Annotated in this window: 22 protein-coding genes; 11 read left to right on the top strand and 11 right to left on the bottom strand. The window is 60.3% G+C overall.

What is annotated here, in order from left to right; translation table 11 throughout:
- The first annotated feature begins 103 nt into the window (after nt 1-103).
- From H043_RS0105295 to H043_RS0105265, 7 genes are all read left to right on the top strand, one after another.
- Nucleotides 104-1,561, top strand: coding sequence for a gamma-aminobutyraldehyde dehydrogenase (locus tag H043_RS0105295; protein WP_027610990.1), 1,458 nt, complete (start codon nt 104-106; stop codon nt 1,559-1,561).
- Between the two features lie 85 nt (nt 1,562-1,646).
- Nucleotides 1,647-2,798 (top strand): putative ABC transporter substrate-binding protein YdcS, encoded by a 1,152-nt coding sequence (ydcS, locus tag H043_RS0105290; protein WP_027610989.1) that lies wholly within the window; start codon nt 1,647-1,649, stop codon nt 2,796-2,798.
- Between the two features lie 251 nt (nt 2,799-3,049).
- Nucleotides 3,050-4,087: an ABC transporter ATP-binding protein gene (locus H043_RS0105285; RefSeq protein WP_027610988.1), complete on the top strand. Its 1,038-nt coding sequence runs from the start codon at nt 3,050-3,052 to the stop codon at nt 4,085-4,087.
- Nucleotide 4,088: 1 nt separating this feature from the next.
- Nucleotides 4,089-5,024 carry an ABC transporter permease gene (locus H043_RS0105280; RefSeq protein ID WP_027610987.1) on the top strand — a complete coding sequence of 312 codons (936 nt, stop codon included), beginning with the start codon at nt 4,089-4,091 and terminating at the stop codon, nt 5,022-5,024.
- Complete coding sequence (locus tag H043_RS0105275) at nt 5,014-5,823, top strand: ABC transporter permease (RefSeq protein ID WP_007967757.1); 810 nt, start codon at nt 5,014-5,016, stop codon at nt 5,821-5,823. The genes H043_RS0105280 and H043_RS0105275 overlap by 11 nt, the downstream gene beginning before the upstream one ends.
- 165 nt (nt 5,824-5,988) lie before the next feature.
- Nucleotides 5,989-7,413: a gamma-aminobutyraldehyde dehydrogenase gene (locus tag H043_RS0105270; protein WP_027610986.1), complete on the top strand. Its 1,425-nt coding sequence runs from the start codon at nt 5,989-5,991 to the stop codon at nt 7,411-7,413.
- Between the two features lie 220 nt (nt 7,414-7,633).
- Nucleotides 7,634-9,118 (top strand): APC family permease, encoded by a 1,485-nt coding sequence (locus H043_RS0105265; protein ID WP_027610985.1) that lies wholly within the window; start codon nt 7,634-7,636, stop codon nt 9,116-9,118.
- A gap of 74 nt (nt 9,119-9,192) precedes the next feature.
- On the opposite strand, the gene H043_RS0105260 is transcribed toward H043_RS0105265, so the two are convergent.
- Together H043_RS0105260 and H043_RS0105255 are read right to left on the bottom strand one after the other, a co-directional pair.
- Nucleotides 9,193-9,594: a type II toxin-antitoxin system VapC family toxin gene (locus H043_RS0105260; protein ID WP_027610984.1), complete on the bottom strand. Its 402-nt coding sequence runs from the start codon at nt 9,592-9,594 to the stop codon at nt 9,193-9,195.
- Nucleotides 9,594-9,839, bottom strand: coding sequence for an AbrB/MazE/SpoVT family DNA-binding domain-containing protein (locus H043_RS0105255; protein WP_027610983.1), 246 nt, complete (start codon nt 9,837-9,839; stop codon nt 9,594-9,596). Before H043_RS0105255 ends, H043_RS0105260 begins: the two co-directional genes overlap by 1 nt.
- A gap of 419 nt (nt 9,840-10,258) precedes the next feature.
- On the opposite strand from H043_RS0105255, the gene H043_RS0105250 reads away from it, so the two are divergent.
- Nucleotides 10,259-10,771, top strand: coding sequence for a Bro-N domain-containing protein (locus tag H043_RS0105250; protein WP_027610982.1), 513 nt, complete (start codon nt 10,259-10,261; stop codon nt 10,769-10,771).
- A 149-nt stretch (nt 10,772-10,920) separates the two neighbouring features.
- Here H043_RS0105250 and H043_RS0105245 read toward each other — a convergent pair whose 3' ends face one another.
- Nucleotides 10,921-11,106 carry a hypothetical protein gene (locus H043_RS0105245; RefSeq protein ID WP_003222012.1) on the bottom strand — a complete coding sequence of 62 codons (186 nt, stop codon included), beginning with the start codon at nt 11,104-11,106 and terminating at the stop codon, nt 10,921-10,923.
- 392 nt (nt 11,107-11,498) lie between these two features.
- On the opposite strand from H043_RS0105245, the gene H043_RS0105240 reads away from it, so the two are divergent.
- Nucleotides 11,499-13,127 carry a glucan biosynthesis protein D gene (locus tag H043_RS0105240; protein ID WP_027610981.1) on the top strand — a complete coding sequence of 543 codons (1,629 nt, stop codon included), beginning with the start codon at nt 11,499-11,501 and terminating at the stop codon, nt 13,125-13,127.
- A 159-nt stretch (nt 13,128-13,286) separates the two neighbouring features.
- Here H043_RS0105240 and H043_RS0105235 read toward each other — a convergent pair whose 3' ends face one another.
- The 4 genes from H043_RS0105235 to H043_RS0105220 form a co-directional block, all read right to left on the bottom strand.
- Nucleotides 13,287-13,820 (bottom strand): GNAT family N-acetyltransferase, encoded by a 534-nt coding sequence (locus H043_RS0105235; protein ID WP_027610980.1) that lies wholly within the window; start codon nt 13,818-13,820, stop codon nt 13,287-13,289.
- Between the two features lie 83 nt (nt 13,821-13,903).
- On the bottom strand, nt 13,904-15,010 hold the full coding sequence (locus H043_RS0105230) for an NADH:flavin oxidoreductase/NADH oxidase (protein WP_027610979.1): 1,107 nt from the start codon (nt 15,008-15,010) through the stop codon (nt 13,904-13,906).
- A 270-nt stretch (nt 15,011-15,280) separates the two neighbouring features.
- Entirely contained in the window at nt 15,281-16,990 is a 1,710-nt protein-coding gene (gene recJ, locus H043_RS0105225; RefSeq protein ID WP_027610978.1) for a single-stranded-DNA-specific exonuclease RecJ, read from the bottom strand.
- Between the two features lie 55 nt (nt 16,991-17,045).
- Entirely contained in the window at nt 17,046-17,588 is a 543-nt protein-coding gene (locus H043_RS0105220; protein WP_027610977.1) for a YaeQ family protein, read from the bottom strand.
- A gap of 146 nt (nt 17,589-17,734) precedes the next feature.
- On the opposite strand from H043_RS0105220, the gene H043_RS0105215 reads away from it, so the two are divergent.
- Together H043_RS0105215 and H043_RS0105210 are read left to right on the top strand one after the other, a co-directional pair.
- Nucleotides 17,735-18,934 (top strand): CaiB/BaiF CoA-transferase family protein, encoded by a 1,200-nt coding sequence (locus H043_RS0105215; protein WP_027610976.1) that lies wholly within the window; start codon nt 17,735-17,737, stop codon nt 18,932-18,934.
- Nucleotides 18,882-19,841, top strand: coding sequence for a TIGR02285 family protein (locus H043_RS0105210; RefSeq protein ID WP_027610975.1), 960 nt, complete (start codon nt 18,882-18,884; stop codon nt 19,839-19,841). Before H043_RS0105215 ends, H043_RS0105210 begins: the two co-directional genes overlap by 53 nt.
- Nucleotides 19,842-20,015: 174 nt before the next feature.
- On the opposite strand, the gene H043_RS0105205 is transcribed toward H043_RS0105210, so the two are convergent.
- From H043_RS0105205 to thrC, 4 genes are all read right to left on the bottom strand, one after another.
- A complete protein-coding gene (locus H043_RS0105205; RefSeq protein WP_027610974.1) occupies nt 20,016-20,297 on the bottom strand; it encodes a DUF3509 domain-containing protein in 282 nt (93 codons plus the stop codon).
- A gap of 162 nt (nt 20,298-20,459) precedes the next feature.
- Complete coding sequence (locus H043_RS0105200) at nt 20,460-20,867, bottom strand: response regulator transcription factor (RefSeq protein WP_027610973.1); 408 nt, start codon at nt 20,865-20,867, stop codon at nt 20,460-20,462.
- Between the two features lie 116 nt (nt 20,868-20,983).
- The gene (locus H043_RS0105195) at nt 20,984-22,348 is read right to left on the bottom strand and encodes a transporter substrate-binding domain-containing protein (protein ID WP_027610972.1); all 1,365 of its coding nucleotides are present in this window, start codon (nt 22,346-22,348) and stop codon (nt 20,984-20,986) included.
- 119 nt (nt 22,349-22,467) lie between these two features.
- Nucleotides 22,468-23,877, bottom strand: a complete 1,410-nt coding sequence (gene thrC / locus H043_RS0105190) for a threonine synthase (RefSeq protein WP_027610971.1) — start codon at nt 23,875-23,877, stop codon at nt 22,468-22,470.
- Between the last annotated feature and the right edge of the window lie 57 nt (nt 23,878-23,934).

Here is a 23,934-nt window from a genome sequence, read left to right as displayed (position 1 = left end):
TTGTCGACCTCGGAGCCGCGCACTAGTCTTGCTGCATCTATAAGACGGTCGGCTCCCGGGCACGGGAGCCACAATGACCACACAAGAAAAGAGATCGCGGAAAATGGCTGGCGTGCAGACCCCGATGTGTACCGCGTTGTTGATCGACGGCGAACTGGTCGCCGGGCAGGGTTTCGTCGAACCGATCCTCAACCCGGCCAGCGGTGAAATCCTCACCCACATCGCCGAGGCCAGCACCGAGCAGGTCGAAACCGCGATCCTCGCCGCCCACCGCGCCTTTGCCGAATGGTCACGCACCACGCCGCAACAACGCTCCAACCTGCTGCTGGACATCGCCAACGCCGTCGAAAAACACGCCGATTACCTCGCCCGCCTCGAAGCGCTGAACTGCGGCAAGCCGCTGCACTTGGCGCGGCAGGACGATCTGACCGCCACCGTCGACGTGTTCCGCTTCTTCGCTGGTGCCGTGCGCTGCCAGACCGGTCAGCTCAGTGGCGAGTACCTGCCGGGTTACACCAGCATGGTGCGTCGCGATCCGATTGGCGTGGTGGCGTCGATTGCCCCGTGGAACTACCCGATCATGATGGCCGCGTGGAAAATCGCCCCGGCCCTCGCCGCCGGCAATACGCTGGTGTTCAAGCCGTCAGAACACACGCCGCTGTCGATCCTCGCACTGGCGCCAGCACTCGCCGAGATCCTGCCGCGCGGGGTCATCAACATCATCTGCGGCGGCGGTGAAGGCGTCGGTAGCCATCTGGTCGGTCACGCCAAGGTGCGCATGGTCTCGCTGACCGGCGATATCGTCACCGGGCAGAAGATTCTCCAGGCTGCAGCGAAAACCCTCAAACGCACACACCTTGAACTCGGCGGCAAAGCCCCGGTGATCGTCTGCAACGACGCGGATATTCAAGCGGTGGTCGACGGCGTGCGCACCTACGGTTACTACAACGCCGGGCAGGACTGCACCGCCGCGTGCCGGATCTACGCGCAAACAGGCATTCACGACAAATTGGTCGCCGAGCTCGGCGCAGCGGTCAGCAGCCTGCGCTTCGCCGGCAAGCGCGATGCCGACAACGAGATCGGCCCGCTGATCAGCCCCCGCCAGCGCGACCGCGTCGCCAGTTTCGTCGAGCGCGCCCTCGGCCAGCCGCACATCGAGCGCGTGACTGGCGCGGCGGTGCATTCCGGCGCCGGGTTCTTCTACCAGCCGACGTTGCTGGCCGGTTGCAAACAGACTGATGAAATCGTCCAGCGTGAAGTGTTCGGCCCGGTGGTCACCGTGACCCGCTTCGACGAACTCGCGCAAGCCGTGGACTGGGCCAACGACTCCGAATACGGCCTCGCCTCGTCGGTGTGGACGCAGAATCTGGACAAGGCAATGCAGGTCGCCGCCCGTTTGCAGTACGGCTGCACGTGGATCAACAGCCATTTCATGCTGGTCAGCGAAATGCCCCACGGCGGGCTGAAACGCTCGGGATACGGCAAAGACTTATCCAGTGACTCGCTGCAGGACTACAGCGTGGTGCGGCACATCATGGCCCGCCACGGCCAGCATCTCTGACTACGCTAATAACAAGCCGCAAAACGGCATGGCTTCACCGCGTTCACAACTGCCCCGACCATAATTTAAAGAAGAGGGTTCAACCATGTTCGTGCACAAGACCGCACTGCTCAGTGCAATCACCACAGCCTTGCTGGCCAGCGCCAGCCTGCAAGCTGCCGAGCCGCTGAAGGCGGTCGGCGCCGGCGAGGGTCAGCTGGATATCGTGGCCTGGCCGGGCTACATCGAACGTGGCGAGAGCGACAAGGCTTACGACTGGGTGAGCGGTTTCGAGAAGGAAACCGGCTGCAAGGTCAACGTCAAGACCGCCGCGACCTCCGACGAGATGGTCAGCCTGATGGCCAAGGGTGGTTACGATCTGGTCACCGCTTCGGGCGATGCCTCGTTGCGCCTGATCGTCGGCAAGCGTGTGCAACCGATCAACACCGCGTTGATCCCGAACTGGAAAACCCTCGACCCACGTCTGAAAGATGCGCCGTGGTACGTGGTCAACAACCAGACCTACGGCACCCCGTATCAGTGGGGCCCGAACGTGCTGATGTACAACACCAACGTGTTCAAGACGCCGCCGACCAGCTGGAACGTACTGTTCGACGCGCAGAATTTCCCCGACGGCAAACCGAACAAGGGCCGCGTGCAGGCTTATGACGGCCCGATCTACATCGCCGATGCGGCGCTGTACCTGAAGACCGCCAAACCTGAGCTGGGGATCAAGGATCCGTATCAACTGACCGAAACGCAGTACAAAGCCGTGCTCGATCTATTGCGCGCACAGCAGCCATTGATCCACCGCTACTGGCACGACACCACGGTACAAATGAGCGACTTCAAGAACGAAGGTGTTGTCGCGTCGAGCGCCTGGCCGTATCAGGTCAACGGCCTGATCAACGAGAAACAGCCGATCGCTTCGACCATCCCCAAAGAAGGCGCTACCGGTTGGGCCGACACCACCATGCTGCACGCCGAAGCCAAGCACCCGAACTGCGCCTACAAGTGGATGGACTGGTCGTTGCAGCCGAAAGTCCAGGGTGACGTGGCGGCGTGGTTCGGTTCGTTGCCCGCCGTTCCGGCGGCGTGCAAGGAGAGCGAACTGCTCGGCGCCGAAGGTTGCAAGACCAATGGCTTCGACCAGTTCGACAAGATCGCCTTCTGGAAAACCCCGCAGGCCGAGGGCGGCAAGTTCGTGCCTTATAGCCGCTGGACTCAGGACTACATTGCGATCATGGGCGGCAGGTAAGCCCGAGAGCAACTTGGTCTAACTCCCTTTCCCCTCTCCCCCCTGGGGGAGAGGGCTGGGGTGAGGGGGTGGCTTTTGACTTTGCTCTTGATTGAAGGGCGACGGCCAATGAGGCCACTCTCACCCCACGCCCTCTCCCGGAGGGAGAGGGAGCTAAAAGCGGATCGCATTCACCGTTAGATGTTTCAGTTTTTTCAGAAGTCCAGGCGAGGGCCGCTGCGACGGCCCGCGCCTTTTTGGAGCACCGCACCATGACGCTTGCAGTCCAGTTCACCAACGTTTCCCGGCAGTTCGGCGAGGTGAAGGCCGTTGACCGGGTTTCCATCGACATCCAGGACGGCGAGTTCTTTTCCATGCTCGGCCCTTCCGGCTCGGGCAAGACCACCTGCCTGCGCCTGATCGCCGGTTTCGAACAACCGAGTGCCGGCTCGATCCGCATTCACGGCGCCGAAGCCGCCGGTCTGCCGCCGTATCAACGTGATGTGAACACCGTCTTCCAGGATTACGCACTGTTCCCGCACATGAACGTGCTGGACAACGTCGCCTACGGTTTGAAGGTCAAAGGCGTGAGCAAAACCGAGCGCCACAAGCGCGCCGAAGAGGCGTTGGCCATGGTCGCCCTCGGTGGCTACGGCGCACGCAAACCGGTGCAGTTGTCCGGCGGTCAGCGCCAGCGTGTCGCCCTCGCCCGCGCCTTGGTCAATCGTCCGCGCGTGCTGTTGCTTGATGAGCCATTGGGCGCCCTCGACCTGAAATTGCGCGAGCAGATGCAGAGTGAACTGAAGAAGCTGCAACGCCAGCTCGGCATCACTTTCATCTTCGTCACTCACGATCAGACCGAAGCACTGTCGATGTCCGACCGCGTGGCGGTGTTCAATAAGGGCCGCATCGAACAAGTCGACACCCCGCGCAATCTGTACATGAAACCCACCACCACGTTCGTCGCCGAATTCGTCGGCACCTCGAACGTGATTCGCGGCGATCTCGCACGGCAAATCAGCGGTCATCCGCAGCCGTTTTCGATTCGCCCCGAGCACGTGCGTTTCGCCGAAGGGCCGCTCGCCAGCCATGAAATCGAAGTCAGCGGTCTGCTCCACGACATCCAGTATCAGGGCAGCGCCACGCGCTATGAGTTGACGCTGGAAAACGGCCAGACCCTGAGCATCAGCCACGCCAACAATCAGTGGATCGACAGCAGCGCGCAGCACCAGCCCGGTCAGCGCCTGAGCGCACGCTGGGCGCGGGAAGCGATGATCCCGCTGCACGACACCGTGGCGAGCGGGGTGTGAAATGAGCACGCTCGCGATGACTCAAGCACCGCCGTTGCGGCGGTTCTCCAACCTGCTCTATCGCAAACCGAACCTGTATCTGTCGCTGCTGCTGGTGCCGCCATTGCTGTGGTTCGGCGCGATCTACCTCGGCTCGTTGCTGGTGCTGTTGTGGCAGGGGTTCTACACCTTTGACGACTTCACCATGGCGGTCACCCCTGACCTGACCCTGGCGAATTTTGCCGCGCTGTTTCAGCCGTCGAACTTCGACATCATCCTGCGCACGCTGAGCATGGCCATCGTCGTGTCGATCGCCAGCGCCATCGTCGCGTTCCCGATTGCCTACTACATGGCGCGCTATACCACGGGCAAGACCAAGGCGTTTTTCTACATCGCGGTGATGATGCCGATGTGGGCCAGTTACATCGTCAAGGCCTACGCCTGGACGTTGCTGCTGGCCAAGGGCGGTGTCGCGCAGTGGTTCGTCCAGCACCTGGGGCTGGAACCGGTGTTGCAGTTCATTCTGGGGATTCTCGGTGTGGGTGGCAGCACCCTGTCGACCTCGCATCTGGGGCGGTTCATGGTGTTCGTCTACATCTGGCTGCCGTTCATGATCCTGCCGATTCAGGCGTCGCTGGAGCGTCTGCCGCCATCGCTGTTGCAGGCTTCCGCCGACCTCGGCGCCAAGCCGCGCCAGACCTTCATGCAGGTGATTCTGCCGCTGTCGATTCCGGGAATTGCTGCCGGTTCGATCTTCACTTTTTCCCTGACCCTGGGCGACTTCATCGTGCCGCAATTGGTCGGGCCGCCGGGTTACTTCGTCGGCAGTATGGTCTACGCGCAGCAAGGTGCGATCGGCAACATGCCGATGGCCGCAGCGTTCACGTTGGTGCCGATTGTGTTGATCGCCATTTACCTGTCCATCGTCAAACGACTGGGGGCCTTCGATGCACTCTGAAAAAGCATCTCTCGGTCTGCGCATCGCGGCCTGGGGCGGGTTGGTGTTTCTGCACTTTCCGATCCTGATCATCTTTCTTTACGCCTTCAACACCGAGGAAGCCGCGTTCAGCTTTCCGCCGAAGGGCTTCACCCTGCACTGGTTCAGCGTGGCGTTTTCGCGGCCGGATGTGCTGGAGGCGATCAAGCTCTCGCTGCAGATTGCCGCCATCGCCACGTTGATCGCGATGGTGCTCGGCACACTGGCTTCAGCCGCGTTGTACCGCCGCGATTTCTTCGGCAAGCAGGGCATTTCGCTGATGCTGATTTTGCCGATCGCGCTGCCGGGGATCATCACCGGGATCGCGCTGCTGGCGACGTTCAAGACACTGGGGATCGAGCCGGGGATGTTCACCATCATCGTCGGTCACGCGACGTTCTGCGTGGTGATCGTCTACAACAACGTCATCGCCCGCCTGCGCCGCACTTCGCACAGTCTGATCGAGGCCTCGATGGACCTCGGTGCCGATGGCTGGCAGACCTTTCGCTACATCATCCTGCCCAACCTCGGCTCGGCGCTGTTGGCCGGCGGCATGCTCGCCTTTGCGCTGTCGTTCGACGAAATCATCGTCACCACGTTCACCGCCGGGCATGAGCGCACGTTGCCGTTGTGGCTGCTCAATCAACTGAGCCGGCCACGGGATGTGCCGGTGACCAACGTGGTTGCCATGCTGGTGATGATGGTGACCATGCTGCCGATTCTCGGCGCGTATTACCTGACCCGGGGTGGCGAGAGTGTCGCGGGCAGTGGTGGGAAATGAATATCTGACAAACACCAAAATCCCCCTGTGGGAGCGAGCCTGCTCGCGAAGAAGCCGACACATCCAGCATTGATGTCGGCTGACACACCGCTTTCGCGAGCAGGCTCGCTCCCACAGGGTTATCGATTCGGCCAGAACAATAAAAGTGTTAGTGAGGACAACAACATGCAAACCAGACTCTTGATCAACGGCCACCTGGTTAACGGCGAAGGCCCGGCCCAACCGGTGCTCAACCCGGCGCTCGGCAGCATACTGGTGGAGATCAACGAAGCCTCCGAGGCCCAGGTCGACGCCGCCGTGCGCGCCGCCGACAACGCCTTCGCCGAGTGGTCGCAAACCACGCCGAAAGACCGTTCGCTGCTGCTGCTCAAACTCGCCGACGCCATCGAAGCCCACGGCGAGGAACTGGCGAAACTCGAATCCGACAACTGCGGCAAACCCTACAGCGCCGCACTGAACGACGAGATCCCGGCGATTGCGGACGTATTCCGTTTCTTCGCCGGCGCCAGTCGTTGCATGAGCGGTTCGGCCGGTGGCGAATACCTGCCTGGTCATACTTCGATGATCCGCCGCGATCCGGTGGGCGTGATCGCCTCCATCGCGCCGTGGAACTACCCGTTGATGATGGTCGCCTGGAAAATCGCCCCGGCCCTCGCTGCCGGTAATACCGTGGTGCTCAAGCCGTCGGAACAAACCCCGCTGACCGCGTTGCGTCTGGCCGAACTGGCGTCGGAAATCTTCCCGGCCGGTGTACTCAATCTGGTATTCGGTCGCGGTCCTACCGTCGGCAGCCCGTTGGTCACGCATCCTAAAGTGCGCATGGTCTCGCTGACCGGTTCCATCGCCACCGGTTCGAACATCATTTCCAGCACCGCCGGCAGCGTCAAACGCATGCACATGGAACTGGGCGGCAAGGCGCCGGTGATCATCTTCGACGACGCCGACATCGATGCCGCCGTTGAAGGCATCCGCACCTTCGGTTTCTACAACGCCGGACAGGACTGCACCGCCGCGTGCCGGATCTACGCGCAGCAGGGCATCTACGACAAGTTTGTCGAGAAGCTCGGCGCGGCGGTGAGCAGCATCAAATACGGCTTGCAGGATGATCCGTCGACCGAGCTGGGGCCGCTGATCACCGCGCAACATCGCGACCGCGTGGCCGCTTTCGTGGAACGCGCCGTGGCACAGTCGCACATTCGCTTGATCACCGGCGGCAAGGCTGTGGAAGGCGACGGTTTCTTCTTCGAACCGACGGTGCTGGCCGACGCGCAACAGGATGACGAGATCGTCCGCCGCGAAGTGTTCGGGCCGGTGGTGTCGGTGACCAAGTTCACCGATGAAGCCCAGGCGCTGGAGTGGGCCAATGATTCGGACTACGGCCTCGCTTCCTCTGTGTGGACGGCGGATGTCGGACGCGCGCATCGTTTGTCTGCGCGGTTGCAATACGGCTGCACCTGGGTGAATACCCACTTCATGCTCGTCAGCGAAATGCCCCATGGCGGGCAGAAATTGTCCGGCTACGGCAAGGACATGTCCATGTACGGGTTGGAGGACTACACCACGGTTCGGCATGTGATGTTCAAGCACTAAGCCTTTAAAAGCTTCGCGAGCAAGCCCGCTCCCACAGGGGGACGCATTCCAAGGTGGGAGCGGGCTTGCTCGCGAAGGCGTCACCTCGGTTTCAGGAAGGAAACCGGCATTACGCACCATCAGGATCCCAAAACAATAACTACCGAACCGGGCGGCGCCCGCAAAGCACCGCCACGGCCTCGGCCATCCGAAATCTGCCGATTTCACGGAGCAAACACCCATGAGTGCCTCACCCGAATTCTCGGCCGCCGTTGCCGACAGCGATGCCGAACAACTGCGTAAACTCGGCTACACCTCGAACTTCAACCGCAGCATGAGCCTGTGGGAAAACTTCGCTTTAGGATTCACCTATCTGTCACCGGTCGTGGGGGTTTATACCCTGTTCGGCCTGTGCCTCGCGGCCGGCGGGCCACCGATGTTCTGGGCTTACTTGCTGGTCGGTTGCGGCCAGTTGCTGGTGTGCCTGATCTTCGGCGAAGTGGTTTCGCAGTTCCCGATTTCCGGTGGCGTTTATCCGTGGGCGCGGCGTCTGGTCGGCAAGAAATGGGCGTGGATGGTCGGCTGGATTTACTCCATCGCCCTGTGCGTGACCATTGCGGCGGTGGCTGTCGGTGCCGGCCCGTATCTGGCGGCGATGCTCGGGTTTGAGCCGAGCAACAACACCAACATCGTCATCGCGCTGGTGCTGACCTTGTTCGCCACGCTGGTCAATCTGAGCGGCACCAAAGTGCTGGCGCGTATCGCCATGTTCGGCTTCCTCTGCGAACTGATCGGTGCGGTGATCGTTGGCGTGTACCTGCTGATCTTCGAACGTCATCAGCCGATCAGCGTGCTGTTCAACACCTTCGACATCCGCGTCGACGGCTCGTACCTGCCGGCGTTCCTCACCGCTTCGCTGGCCGGGATGTTCCTCTACTACGGCTTCGAGGCCTGCGGCGACGTTGCCGAAGAAACCCCGAACCCCAGCGCAAAAATCCCGGTGGCCATGCGCATGACCATCTACATCGGCGGCATCGCGGCGATGTTCGCCTGCCTGGCGCTGATCCTAGCCGTGCCGGACATGCAAGCGGTGATCAACGGCACCGACAAGGACCCGGTCACCACCATCCTCAACAACGCCTTCGGCCCGATCGGCTCGAAAGTGGTGATGGGCGTGGTGATGATTTCCTTCATCTCCTGCGTCATCAGCCTGCAGGCTGCGGCGAGCCGTCTGCTGTACTCCTACGCTCGCGATGAAATGGTCATCGGCAGCCGGCTGCTGAAAAAGATTTCTCCTACCACTCAAGTGCCGGTTGCCGCGCTGTTCGTGTCCGGCGTCCTGCCCGCCCTGATCATCGCCCTCGGCTTCTTCCTGCAAGACGCCGTGGCCACCATCGTCAGCTTCGCCGCCATCGGCATCTACCTCGCGTTCCAGATGATCGTCCTCGCTGCCCTCTACGCCCGCAGCAAAGGCTGGAAACCCAGCGGCAAATTCACCCTCGGCGCCTGGGGCTGGCCAGTGAACATCGGCGCGCTGGTGTATGGCGTTGGCGCAATCATCAACATGGCCTGGCCACGTACGCCGGATGCGGCGTGGTATGTGAACTATGCGATGGTGTTAAGCACGGTGATCGTGATTGGGTTGGGGCTGGTTTACATGTGGATCGGCAAGCCGTATGACCATGGCAAGGCGCCGGCTGGGGATGCGTGGAAGGTGAGTCGCTAAACAGAATCGCCCCGGTAGGTTCATGGTTACCGGGGCGATTTGCGAGACCGCACGTCGTGTAGCAATTCATAAGCTCAGGACGGCGTTATCAATTCGACTGAAGGGAAATAATTGCGGTAACGCTTGGAGTCTCTCGTCAACAAGGGTAATTTTTTTACGGCCGCATGTGCTCCGATGAAAAAATCCGCCAGAACATTATGCTTTCCACCGCCAACCTTCCGATACTTCACGAAGGCCTTTCCAGCTAAAAACAGTGCGGGTCTAGGAATGTCCTGCATGACCAATCCCAGTTGACTCACTACTCCGTCCAATGCCTCAAACGTCGAAAATGTCTGTGATAGCTCTGCATAAACTATCGGGTTGATGGCTAACTCATGGATCAGTGATTGAGCACGAAGTTGCTGAATCGACCAATCGGCCCAGACCGGATCGTCTTCGAGCACATCAATCAACACATTCGTATCGACCAGCACCATCAATCATCCCCTCGGAGCAAGGCCATTAAATCATCGGTTCGCCATTTGATATCGGCTTTGCCCCTTACGGCATCAAATCGATCAGGAGCCCGCGCTTTTCCCGATTCGCGCTTAGCACAATGCAGAACCACTTCGCCGTGATCGTTGACGCTGAACTCAATGGCCGAGCCCGGCGTAAGATGCAAAGCATCACGAATTGGCTTGGGGATTGTGACTTGCCCCTTGCTGGTCATGGTTGTCGACATGTCATACCCCTAAAGTATTACTCAATGGAACAACGTATTACTTGACTGAGATATCTGCAACCGCCGCTTATCGCAGGATTATTGTTACCGGATTGCAGGCCTCGACCTCTTAGCCCTGATGGCACTCATGCAGTTCATTCCGTGAACCCAATTAGATAAAGGAAAAACTACGGCTTGGGCGGTCGGTTGCTGCCGGCACTACAAAATCAGGCATTTCCTACAGATGCTGCCTTCAGAAACAAGCCCGTTTTCCTACAGAAGGTATCAATAGAGCCGACTTGGCGTCGTAGGTGGCTAGCCGATAGGCTTTCTCTCGGCGGCGAAATCAGCGGCCCGGTGTCGGAGCCGGAATAAATATCAAAACGGCGTGACCGCACTCATTTGAGTGGCGGCTCTATTCTCAATATTGGAGTCGACGAATGCCTAACCACGTCCAAAGTCTCTCTAAAAGTTCTGATTTCTTCACCCCCACCGTCTTCCCCCGCCACAACCGCTTCCTCCACGCATTCATGCAAGAACACGAAGCCTGGTTTTGTGTTCAGGATCTCGGTCGCCTGATGGGCTATCCGCTAAACGAACGCCTCACCCTGAAACTCGATCCCGATCAGCGTCGCAACGTCCTCATGCGTAAGGACGGCGAAATCGTCGATTGCGCGATAGTCAGCGAGTCCGGCCTATACGCCCTGCTTGTCCACCACTTCGTCCCGGAAAACCGCAACCTGCGCCAATGGCTAAGTCATGAAGTGATCCCGATGCTGCGCGAAGCCCAATCAAGCCCTGTGGAAAACCACCAGAGCTTGAGCTCAATGCATTGGGCAGGCGTTACCGTACCGCTGCTGCACTGGCAACAGCAGGCGTGGGTCAAATGGCGGGATGTGCCGGATTTGATGCATGGACAGCGACCGTATCCGGTTTTGGGAACGTGTAGCTGAAGTCCATTCAATAAAAAAACCTGTGGCGAGGGAGCTTGCTCCCGCTGGGTCGCGCAGCGGCCCCTCTACAAAAAGCAGGGGACTGCTGCGCAGTCCAGCGGGACGGTGCGACGATTCGACAAGCTCCCTCGCCACACTCTTACGCGCCGTTAAAACCGCGAAACACTCCGCATCGCATCCACCAGATACCGCATCGCAATCCGGTCGCTCTCCGACAACTCGCGATAACGCTCCACCAGTTTCAGCTCTTCAGAACTCAAACGACGCCTTCTACGGCCGCTGCCGAGGCAGGGGAAGATGCCGAGCATTTCGGCGATACCTTGTATTTTTGCCATGGACGATGTCCTTCAATACTTCAAAGAATTGCTAAACCACCACATCGCCCTGCCCCTTACAGCAGCGCCGTGTGCCCTACCGGTCAACACCGGTCATGCCCATAGAATAGAAATTAAATCGGCGCTGAAAAGCGGTTTTTAGAGTAATTAGTCGAAAAAAGCAGATATGCCGCATAAATCAGAACGCCCTGTCAGATTTTTAACCGACATGTCTTGTTTCATTGACACTCTGTCACTGTGAATCAACGAATTTTGCTCGGCGAGCGAACCGTTTAAGCTAGCCGGCATCTGTTTATAGTCCGTTGCGTTTGGCCGAAGGCTTGTCCGAACCGTAATTTCTGATCCAGTACGTGCCAGGAACGGCGCGGGATTGCTCACGACAGGTTGTATCTATGCACCGCAGGAATTTGCTCAAAGCGTCGATGGCCATTGCGGCTTACACCGGTCTCTCGGCTTCCGGCCTGCTGGCCGCCCGTGCCTGGGCCGCCAATGGTGGCGCCGCCGATGGCGAGGCCCAGGCTTTCGACTTCGAAGCGCTGAAGCGCCAAGCCAAGCAATTGGCCGGAACGGCCTATCAGGACAGCAAACAGGTGCTGCCGCCGACTTTGGCGACCATGACCCCGCAGAACTTCAACGCGATCCGCTACGACGGTGATCATTCGCTGTGGAAGGAGAACAAGGGTCAGCTGGACGTGCAGTTCTTCCACGTCGGCATGGGTTTCCGTCAACCGGTGCGCATGTACAGCGTCGATCCGAAGACCCGCACCGCCCGCGAAGTGCATTTCCGCCCGACGCTGTTCAATTACGAGAACACCTCAGTCGACACCCAGCAGCTCAAGGGCGACCTGGGGTTTGCCGGCTTCAAGCTGTTCAAGGCGCCGGAGCTGGATCGCCATGACGTGGTGTCGTTCCTCGGCGCCAGTTATTTCCGCGCGGTCGATGCCACTGGCCAATATGGCCTCTCCGCTCGCGGTCTGGCCGTCGACACCTACGCGAAAAAGCGCGAAGAATTCCCTGACTTCACCAAGTTCTGGTTCGAGACTCCAGAGCAGAACGCCACCCGTTTTGTGGTCTACGCCCTGCTCGACTCGCCGAGCGCCACCGGTGCCTACCGCTTCGACATCGATTGCCAGGCCGAGCGCGTGGTGATGGAGATCGACGCCCACATCAACGCGCGTACCGCCATCGAACAACTGGGCATCGCGCCGATGACCAGCATGTTCAGCTGCGGCACCCACGAACGCCGCATGTGCGACACCATCCACCCGCAGATTCACGACTCCGATCGCCTGGCGATGTGGCGCGGCAACGGCGAGTGGATCTGTCGCCCGCTGAACAACCCGGCGACCCTGCAGTTCAACGCGTTCGCCGACACCGATCCGAAAGGCTTCGGTCTGGTGCAGACCGACCACGAGTTCGCCAACTATCAGGACACCGTTGACTGGTACAGCAAGCGCCCGAGCCTGTGGGTCGAGCCTACAACCGCGTGGGGCGAAGGCTCCATCGATCTGCTGGAAATTCCGACCACCGGCGAAACCCTCGATAACATCGTCGCATTCTGGACGCCGAAGAAGCCAGTGGCCGCCGGCGACTCGCTGAACTATGGCTACAAGCTCTACTGGAGCGCCCTGCCACCGGTCGGCACGCCGCTGGCGCGAGTGCATGCGACCCGGTCGGGTATGGGTGGTTTCGTCGAAGGCTGGGCACCGGGCGAGCATTACCCGCCGGTCTGGGCCCGTCGTTTTGCCGTGGACTTCACCGGTGGCGGTCTCGATCGCCTGCCACAGGGCACCGGGATCGAACCGGTGGTCACCTGCTCCAACGGCAAGGTGCAGGACTTCAGCGTGCTGGTGCTCGATGACATCAAGGGTTACCGGATCCTGTTCGACTGGTACCCGACCAGCGACAGCGTCGACCCGGTGGAACTGCGCCTGTTCATCCGCACCAATGACCGCACACTGAGCGAGACCTGGCTGTACCAGTACTTCCCGCCGGCACTGGACAAGCGCAAGTATCCTTGATGATTTGAGGCGCCTGTAAGGGCCTCTTCGCGAGCAAGCCCGCTCCCACACTGGATCCCGGTCGATCACACAGTTTGCGACCGACACAAAACCAGGGTGGGAGCGGGCTTGCTCGCGAATGCGTCAGAACATTCAACATCGGATATTGAAGAAACTGCTTCAGGTCAGTGGGCAATACAGATGAATGTCTCTGGGTTCTTGATCAAACAACTCTGGATCCGCCTGATCAACCAACCGGCAACCCTGACGCTGATAAAACTCCACAGTGTTGCGAGATTCAGTCGCTGAAACATATAACGCCTGGGCACCGAATCGCCGACCCTGCTTACAAGCCAGCGCAAACAACTTCGCCCCCAGCCCTTGCCCGCGGTAATCACGGCTGATGTGCAGAAACTTCATCTGCCGCATGCTCAACCCCTGATTGTGAATAACCCGGTTATCCACAACCACCGCCGCGACCAGCGCCTGCCCATCGAAAACCCCGTACAACCAGCCACCGCGCCGCAAGCACTTCTCCAGCGCCAGCGCGTTTTCCTCAGCTTCCCCTTCCGGCCAGCCACGCATGTCGAAATGCACCGGATACAGAATCAGCTCACCTTTTTCCAGCCGATAACATTCCTCCACCAGCTCGCTGCGGTCGATCTGCGCCAGCAATGGCAAGTCGTGTTCGGTCAGTTCTCGTTCGATCAACATGCTCGACTTCCTTGGCAAATGGCAGGCAAGAAAAAACCCGCCGGTTCAATGGCGGGTTTTATAGACGTTGCGCCGGCTTGAAATCAATCGCGCAGGTCAGACTCGTGGATCGGCTGATCACGATGGGTCGCGCGCTGATACTGCGCCGGCCACACCGCTTTGCGCCCGCCCAGATCATCGTCGGCATGCAGCGGCCAGTACGGATCCCGCAGCAGTTCACGGGCGAGGAAGATGATGTCGGCCTGACAGGTGCGCAGAATGTGCTCAGCCTGCGCCGGCTCGGTAATCATGCCGACGGTGCCGGTGGCGATGCCTGATTCCTTGCGCACCCGTTCGGCGAAGCGCGTCTGATAACCCGGCCCCACCGGAATCTCGGCGTTGGCGGCGGTACCACCGGAGGAGACGTCGATCAGGTCCGCTCCCAGTGCCTTGAGGCGGCGCGCCAGCTCCACGGTTTCATCCGGGTTCCAGCCGTCCTCGACCCAATCGGTGGCCGACACCCGGACGAACACCGGCAGCTCTTGCGGCCAAACCTCACGCACGGCTTCGGTGACTTGTAGCACCAGCCGAATGCGGTTTTCGAACGAACCACCGTATTGATCGCGGCGCTGATTGCTCAGCGGCGAAAGAAACTGATGCAGCAGATAACCGTGGGCGGCATGCACTTCGACCACGCTGAAACCTGCGGTCAACGCACGTTTGGCCGCAGCAACGAACGCCTGGATGACTTCGGCGATCTGCCCTTCATCCAGCTGTTTCGGTTGCGTGTGCTGCGGGTCGAAGGCAATCGGTGACGGGCCGACTGGGGTCCAGCCGCCATCCTCCGGTTTGACGCTACCGTGTTTGCCGATCCATGGCCGATGGGTGCTGGCCTTGCGCCCGGCATGGGCCAGTTGAATGCCGGCGACGGCGCCTTGAGCGGTAATGAAGCGAGTGATGCGTTGCAGCGGTTCGATCTGTTCGTCGTTCCACAAACCGAGGTCTTCGGCGGTGATCCGCCCGTCGGCGGTGACCGCCGTGGCCTCAGTGAAAATCAGTCCGGCACCACCCACCGCGCGGCTGCCGAGGTGCACCAGATGCCAGTCGTTGGCCAGACCGTCGACGCTGGAATACTGGCACATCGGCGACACGGCGATGCGATTGGGCAGGCTCAGTTGGCGAAGGGTAAAGGGTTCGAGCAGCAGACTCATGGGGCACCTCTCAAATCAGTGGGCAGGCTCCAGGGTTCTGTTTGAAAAGTCGACGAGTGACAGGAAATGGTGCAGCACCCGCCCCCGCGGGCAAAAAATTCGACAAGACGTCACAAGGCCAATCAAGCAGTGCTTAGAGCCTAGTCGACAACCGGGGATGAGGGAGGGTTCAGAGTAATTCTGTGTGTGAAAGGGTGCTTTCGCGAGCAGGCTCGCTCCCACATTTTGGAATGCATATCCCTGTGGGAGCGGGCTTGCTCGCGAATGGCGTCAGCGCGGTTCGATGTGGGCAATCATCAGTTGCACCGTCTCGTTGCCCCGGAACTCGTTGACGTCGAGCTTGTAGGCCAGCTCGACCCACTGAATGGTCGGGTTCGGCCAGACATCACGGTCGATGCCGAAAGCGATGCCATCCAGCTTCACCGACCCGCACTCGCTTTTCAGCACCACTTTCAGGTGCCGCTCGCCGACCACCCGTTGCTCGACCAACTGGAACACGCCATGGAACAGCGGCTCCGGGAAATGCTGGCCCCAAGGCCCCGCATGGCGCAGGGCACGAGCCAATTCAAGGTGAAACTCTTCAACGGCCAGTGTGCCATCCGAGAGCATGCGCCCGGTCAGGTCTTCTTCACGAAGTTGCCGACGCACTTCGGCATCGAAAGCCTCGGCGAACAGCGGAAAATTCTCTTGCGGCAAGGTCAGACCGGCCGCCATCGCGTGGCCACCGTACTTGGCGATCAGGTTCGGATGCTGCGCCGCCACCACGCTCAGGGCATCGCGAATGTGGAAACCCTGCACCGAACGCCCCGAGCCCTTGAGTAAACCGTCACCGGCATCGGCGAAGGCAATCGTCGGACGGAAATAACGTTCTTTCATGCGCGAAGCGAGAATGCCGATCACCCCCTGGTGCCACTCGGGATCGAACAGACACAGGCCGAACGGCATCGATTCCACCGGCAAGTCCTTGAGCTGGGCCAGCGCCTCGCGCTGCATGCCCTGCTCGATGGTTTTGCGATCCTGATTCATGCCGTCCAGTTGCGCAGCCATTTCCCGCGCCAGATTGGCATCGGCGGTGAGCAGGCATTCAATGCCGAGGCTCATGTCATCCAGGCGCCCCGCCGCGTTCAGACGCGGGCCGACGATAAATCCAAGGTCGGTGGAAGTGATTCGCGCCGCGTCACGCTTGGCCACTTCAAGAATTGCCTTGATCCCCGGTCGTGCACGCCCGGCGCGAATCCGCTCAAGGCCCTGATGCACCAGAATCCGGTTGTTGGCGTCCAACGGCACCACGTCGGCAACGCTGCCCAGCGCCACCAGGTCCAGCAGTTCGCCGATGTTCGGCTGCGGCTTGCTCTCATACCAGCCGAGGCTGCGCAGGCGCGCGCGCAAGGCCATCAACACGTAGAAAATCACCCCGACCCCGGCCAGCGCCTTGCTCGGAAACTCGCAGCCGGGCTGGTTCGGGTTGACCAGCGCATCGGCCAGCGGCAGTTCATCGCCGGGCAAGTGGTGGTCGGTGATCAACACCTTGAGCCCGGCCTTTTTCGCCGCCGCCACACCTTCGACGCTGGAGATGCCGTTGTCGACGGTGATCAGCAACTGCGGCTCGCGGGTCAGGGCAACCTCGACGATTTCCGGGGTCAGGCCATAGCCGTATTCGAAGCGATTCGGCACCAGATAATCGACATGCGCCGCGCCCAGCAGACGCAAGCCAAGCACGCCGACCGTACTGGCCGTCGCGCCATCGGCGTCGAAGTCACCGACGATCAGAATCCGTTGACGCTGCTCCAGCGCCGTCACCAGCAGATCCACCGCTGCCTCGATGCCCTTGAGCTGCTGGAACGGAATCAGCCGCGCCAGACTTTTATCCAGCTCCGCCTCGGATTGCACGCCCCGCGCCGCGTACAAACGGGTCAGCAAAGGTGGCAGGTCACCGAGAAACGGCAGCGTGGCAGGCAACGGTCGAGGATCAATACGCATGGGCTAACGGAAACTTCTCTTGAATACGTGGGATTAATCAGTGAACGACGCAGGATCAGCCGCGTTCACCTTGCAGCCATTGCAACTGGACTTCATGCTGACCGCGGTCGTCGGTGACGAAGATCGTGCCTTCGCTGATCATCACGTCCCACTTGATGACGCGCGGCATGTCCTTGGCCAGGGTTTCCAGCACTTCCTGCGGCACAGCGGCGATGTTGACGTTTTTCAGGTTCTTGATCGCCGGGATCACTTTGCCTTCCCACACGCGCAGACTGCCATAGGCCAGCAGGCTGGTGCGTTCGGTGCGACGCGAGCACCAGGTCAGACGATCGGCGTCCGGCTGGCCAACTTCGATCCAGTGCAGAACGCGATCATCCAGGCTTTTTTCCCACAGCGCAGGTTCATCCACGTCCGACAGACCACGGCCAAACGACAACTGCTCGTTGTACCAGAGGGCGTAGGCCAGCAGCCGCACGGTCATGCGCTCTTCGGTTTCCGAAGGGTGACGGGCGATGGTCTGCTTGACGCTCTCGTAGATGCTGCGGTCGAGGTCAGTGAGGTTCAGTTCGAATTTGTACGTGGTAGACGGCTGGGCCATGAACGGGCTTCTTGATACGAGGAAAGTCGGCAAGTCTAACCGATGCCGTAGGCAATCATCGAATTGATGGCGATCAACCTGCGGCGTCTGACAGCCGGCTATGTTAAAACGCTGTATCCGCTCAGCCTTGTCCTACAGGATTCAGTATGCCGTTCGCCAACAAACCGCTCAGCGGTGTGAAAGTCATTGAATTGGGTACGTTGATTGCCGGGCCGTTCGCCTCGCGCATCTGCGGCGAGTTCGGCGCCGAAGTGATCAAGATCGAATCGCCCGACGGCGGTGATCCGCTGCGCAAGTGGCGCAAATTGTATGAAGGCACCTCGCTGTGGTGGTTCGTCCAGGCGCGCAACAAGAAGTCGCTGACCCTGAACCTCAAGCACCCCGACGGCCTGGCGATCCTGAAAAAACTGCTGGGCGAAGCCGACATCCTGATCGAAAACTTTCGCCCCGGCGTGCTGGAAAAACTCGGGCTGAGCTGGGAAACCCTGCACGCGCTGAATCCGAAACTGGTGATGGTGCGCCTCTCGGGGTTCGGCCAGACCGGGCCGATGAAGGATCAACCGGGCTTCGGCGCGGTCGGCGAGTCCATGGGCGGTTTGCGCTACATCACCGGCTTCGAAGACCGGCCACCGGTGCGCACCGGGATCTCCATCGGTGACTCGATTGCCGCGTTGTGGGGCGTCATCGGCGCGCTGATGGCGCTGCGTCATCGCGAGGTCAACGGCGGTCTCGGCCAAGTGGTCGATGTCGCGTTGTACGAGGCGATTTTCGCCATGATGGAAAGCATGGTGCCGGAGTTCGACGTGTTCGGCTTCATCCGCGAGCGCACCGGTAACATCATGCCGGGCATCACGCCGTCATCGATCCACACCAGTGCCGACGGCAAGCACGTGCAGATTGGCGCCAATGGCGACGCGATCTTCAAGCGCTTCATGCTGATCATCGGCCGCGAGGATCTGGCCAACGACCCGACACTGGCGAGCAACGACGGGCGCGACAGTCGCCGCGACGAGTTGTATGGCGTGATCGACCGCTGGGTCAATTCGCTGCCGCTGCAAAGCGTGCTCGACCTGCTCAATCAGGCAGAAGTACCGGCCAGCCGGATCTTCAGTGCCGAGGACATGTTCAGCGATCCGCAGTACCTCGCCCGGGAGATGTTCCTGCAGGCGAAACTGCCGGACGGCAAGCCTTTCAAGATGCCGGGCATCGTGCCGAAACTCTCCGAGACACCGGGTACTTCCGAATGGGTCGGACCGCAGCTCGGTGAACACAATGCGCAGGTACTGCACGATCTTGGCTACGACGAACAGCAGATCGCCCGGTTGCGCGCAGACGGAGCTATCTAAGCTGAAACATCGGCAGACATCGGACGCCAACCGCGCCCACCACTGGTGGACGTGGCGGCTGTTCGGCCTGTTGTTTCTGCTCGCCCTGCCCGCTTGGGCGCAAGCGAAGCCCACGCTGGTCTGGCTGTTGCGCGACCTGCCGCCGCTGACCATCTTCGAAGGCCCGAAAAAGGGCCAGGGCGTCATCGATCAACTGATGCCGATGCTGATCGCCGGCATGCCGCAATACGAACACACGCTGATGCGGGTCAATCGCGCCCGGGGCATGCAGATGCTGCACGAGCCGTCCTTCACCTGCGACCCCTCGCTGATCTGGAGCAAGGAGCGCACGCAATGGATCACTTTCTCTATCCCGGCGTTTCGCGCCGTCAGTAATGGTCTGGTGGTGCGTCAGAAAGATCGCGACGTACTGGCGCCGTACCTGATCGACGGTGAAGTCGATCTGCCGGCATTTCTGGCCAATGGCGAGATCAAGGTCGGAGTTGTCGCGGAACGCAGTTACGGAGAGTATCTCGACAGTCTGCTCAAGCAGGCTCCCGGCGGTGCGTTGACGCCGCATTATGGCAACGACGCCCTGAGCAGCCTGCTGGCGATGCAGCGCCTGGGGCGTCTGCAAGTGGTGCTGGGTTACTGGCCGGAGATCCGCTATCAGGCGCAGCAGGCGCAAATTGCCGAAGACGAACTGGTGTTCTTTCCGATTCGCGGCACCGGCAAGTATCTGTCTGGCTTTGTCGGGTGTTCCGATACTCCTCAGGGCCGTCAGGCGATCAGTGAGATCAACCAACTGCTGCGTACCCTGCCCCACGAGCAACTGAACCAGTCGTATGCCGACTGGCTGGACCCTGAAATGCGCACGGATTACCTGCAACAGGCGCGGATTTTTTTCGAGCAACAGGCCACGCAGTAAACCTGCGGGCAAAAAGAAACCCCGAGCAGTGGGGAGACAACTCGGGGTTAAACGCGGTCTGCTTAAAGACCCGTAGCAGCAAGCGACAAGCACCGGAGCACAATGCTTGATCCTGCTGTTATGGGGTCTGACTGACGGGGATGCAGGAAGGTTCCCACAAAAAATATTTCATCTTTACAGGGCCGCACGCTTATCCAGCGCCGCATTGCGCAAGGCCGCAATCACACAGGGCTCCAGCCGCCCTTCAGCGATCAGGACGTCACGGTGCAAACCGTCGACCACATCGGTCAGCAGGCGTTTGTCGCTCAACTGCGCCTGATTGAATTCGCGCTCCACCACGAGGGCGCCGTTGCTGTTCTTCAGCGTCACCAGGCATTCGCCATGGGCGCCACACGGAGTCAACGTCACCTGATACGGGCTCAGAGCCTCACCGAGCAATAGACTGATACTTTCCATCTCGATCTCCACTCAATAGTCCGAAAACATTGTGCCTGGGGCGTGTTCACAATAAATGACCACCGGCCCGAGAAGAAAGTTCTGAATACCGCGCTGCTCCCGGAGCAGTTAGCGGTCTGTCAGAGCATGCACGGTGAAGATGACAGAAACATAACCATCGGCTCAAGCCCCCGCCGGATGGGCTGCCGCTTGCAGGTAGCTGTCCAGCAGCCCGCGCATCAGCACCGCCGAGACCGGCGTTTGCAAACGCCCCAGAAGTTTCAGCTCCTGCTGGTGCAGCAGGCTTTCGAGATCACTCAGCAGGCCGGGTGCCACACGCCCCAGCAGGATAAGCGCCCGCGCTTCCCGCCCGGCCACCAGATGACGGATCAGCGCCAGGCCCTCTCCGCCGCGCAGTTGCGGATCGCAAATCGCTATGTCGACCCGGGTGCGGCGCTCCAGCGAGCACTTTGCGGACGCCAGCGACGGCGCTGTCAGCACGTCGTAGATACCGACCGCATTGAGCATCTGGTGCAACGCCATCATTCGATAAGGATCGGGTTCGAGAATCAGTACTTTGAGCGAGCGCATGGACGACCTCTGAAACGGCAATCGCGGACTCGTCCGCAGTTGCTGCCCACTTTAGGGCAGCCTCCTTCAGTCCCCCATCGGAAAAGGAAGCGCGTGATATAGGAAATTTCCCTATATCAATGCGGATGTACCGTCGTTGCCGCATCACGCCGGGTGATGTCCGTCCACCCGCCGAGCAGGCCTCGCAACTCCCCACTGGCACAGTAAAACGGCACCGTCCATTGATAGATGTCGCGATTACCCTGCTTGAATTGCAGGCGACGTCTGCTGAAGCGGGTTCGGCGGGTTCTCAGCTGAATCATGAACTCCTCATGCAGCATGCCGGCGGTGGCACGCGGCAGGGCATCGACGTCGATCAAGCGACACCCCTGCACCTGCTCAAAGCGGATCGACAACGCCTCTTCGTAGCTTTTGTTACAGAGGATCAGACGCCCTTCCAGGTCGCGAACGAACACCGGGTCAGGCATGGCGTCTATCAGCGCGCGCTGGAAGACCAATTGATCACCGAGTTGGCTTTGCACGTCTCGATGCTGTTTGATCAGCGCCGCCATTCGCCGATGCCATAACAGCGACAACCCACAAAAAGCCCCCACCACAAACACACCCCAGTAGCCCAAACGCGACCAGTGTTGCCAGCCCGCAGCAGCTGGTTTCGGCCCGATGCCGCCCAGCCAGTTCAGGCGAATGGCCCGCAGTTCGGAAGCCGGGAACGCTTCAAGCGCCTTGTTCAGGATGCTCAGCAATTGCGGCTGACCCTTGCGCACGGCCAGAAGATCCGCCTCCCATTTTCCCTCCAGCAATTCGCCAACCTTCAGCAAGCCTGAGGGATAGAGCTGCGCACCGATTTCGTTTTCGATGGTGGCATAGGCCTCACCGCTTTCGACCAGCGCCCGTGCCTCGGCATAGGTTTTCACCGAACGTAATTCGATGGACGGATAATCGCGTCGGATCACCCCCTCCAGCGCGTGCCGACCCGGCAACACCAGCACCCGTTTGGCCAACTGCTCCAGCGATTGCACTCCAGGCTCGCCGGCGCGGCCGACAAATACCCAGCCGGCACCGCCAAAGGCATGACTGAAATCCAGGCTCAACCGGCGCTCATCATTCATCGCCAGGGTCGTGCTCATGTCTGCGGCACCGGTTTCCAGGCGCTCGAGCATCTGCGCGGTGGAAAACGACTCCCGGTAAACGAATTGCAACCCGGTCATGGCACTGATGCGTTTGAGCACGTCGTTGTTCAAGCCGCTCCAATGACCATGCTCATCCAGAAACAGGTACAACGGGTACTGCTCCGCCGCCACGATCACCGTCGGGTTATCGCGAACCCATTGCTGCTCTGCTTCACTCAGCACAACGGTGCCGATGTTCAACTGCTCTTCATCATGCGCCAGATGCGCCGCAACGCCCACGCGCCAGCCAACCAACAGGCACAACAGAAAAACCCGCTTCAGGGCGTGTTTCCATCCTCTTTCAAACAGCATTGCCACTTCCTTCGTGATCGACTCACCCGTCCTTCATGGGCGAAAACCCGAGCAGTGTGGCAGCAGAAACAAAAAAGCCCGTCAGGAGACGGGCTTCAAAATGTGACAGCTTTTTCGGCTTACAGCGGCTTGCCGCGGTTGCCGTGCTGGCTGACAAAGGCCTGTACGGCTTTCAGCTCGTTTGGCAGAACGGTGCAGCGCTCGTTTCGCTCAAACAAATCAGAAAGATGTGCAGGCAGTTCGAGAGCTTTTCCTACACCCGCTTTCTCCACGGCATCCGGGAATTTCACCGGATGTGCGGTGCCCAGGATCACCATCGGGATGTCCAGGCTGCGGCGGCATTCGCGCGCGGCCTTGACGCCGATGGCGGTGTGCGGGTCCAGCACTTCGCCGCACTGCGCGTAGACTTCGGCGATGGTTTCGCAGGTTTGCGCGTCATCCACGGCCAGCGAGTCGAACAGCTTGCGGGCTTCGGTCCAGCGCTCTTGCTCGACGCTGAAACCACCGCCCTGCTTGAACGAATCCATCAGCCCGGCAATCGCCGCGCCGTTGCGACCGTGCAGGTCGAACAGCAGGCGTTCGAAGTTCGACGAAACCATGATGTCCATCGACGGCGACAGCGTGGCGTGCAGGGTTTCCTTGACGTACTGGTTGCCGCTCATGAAGCGGTGCAGGATGTCGTTGCGGTTGGTGGCGACGATCAACTGGTTGATCGGCAAGCCCATGTTGCGCGCCAGGTAACCGGCGAAGATGTCGCCGAAGTTGCCGGTCGGCACCGAGAACGCCACCGAACGCGCCGGGCCGCCCAGCTGCAGGGCTGCGTGGAAGTAGTAGACGATCTGGGCCATGATCCGCGCCCAGTTGATCGAGTTCACCGCCACCAGACGCGTGCCCTTGAGGAAGCTCTGGTCAGCGAAGCTGTTCTTGACCATTTCCTGGCAGTCATCGAAGTTGCCTTCGATGGCGATGTTGTGGATGTTCTCGCCGACAATCGTCGTCATCTGCCGACGCTGCACTTCGGACACACGGTTGTGCGGGTGCAGGATGAAGATGTCGACGTTTTCGCAGTGCTTGCAGCCTTCGATGGCGGCCGAACCGGTGTCACCCGAGGTAGCACCGACGATGACCACGCGCTCGCCGCGCTTTTCCAGCACGTAATCGAGCAGACGACCGAGCAGTTGCAGGGCGAAGTCCTTGAACGCCAGAGTCGGGCCGTGGAACAGCTCGAGCACCCATTCGTTGCCGTTGAGCTGACGCAGCGGCGCAACGGCGCTGTGCGAGAACACACCGTAGGTTTCTTCGAGGATCTTTTTGAAATCGGCGTCCGGGATGCTGCCGGTGACAAACGGGCGCATCACGCGGAAAGCCAGCTCGTGGTACGGCAGGCCGGCCCAGGAAGCGATTTCTTCCTGGGTGAAACGTGGCAGGTTTTCCGGGACGTACAGACCGCCGTCGGTGGCCAGACCGGCCAGCAGGACGTCTTCGAAATTCAGGGCCGGTGCCTGGCCGCGGGTACTGATGTAACGCATGACTGACTCCAATGGAGAGTGTGCACAACAGTGGCCCCTTTCACGGGGCCATTGCAG

The organism is Pseudomonas sp. URIL14HWK12:I6 (assembly GCF_000514195.1).
Lineage (GTDB): Bacteria > Pseudomonadota > Gammaproteobacteria > Pseudomonadales > Pseudomonadaceae > Aquipseudomonas > Aquipseudomonas putida_A.
This window is presented reverse-complemented; position numbering and strand designations above follow the sequence as displayed.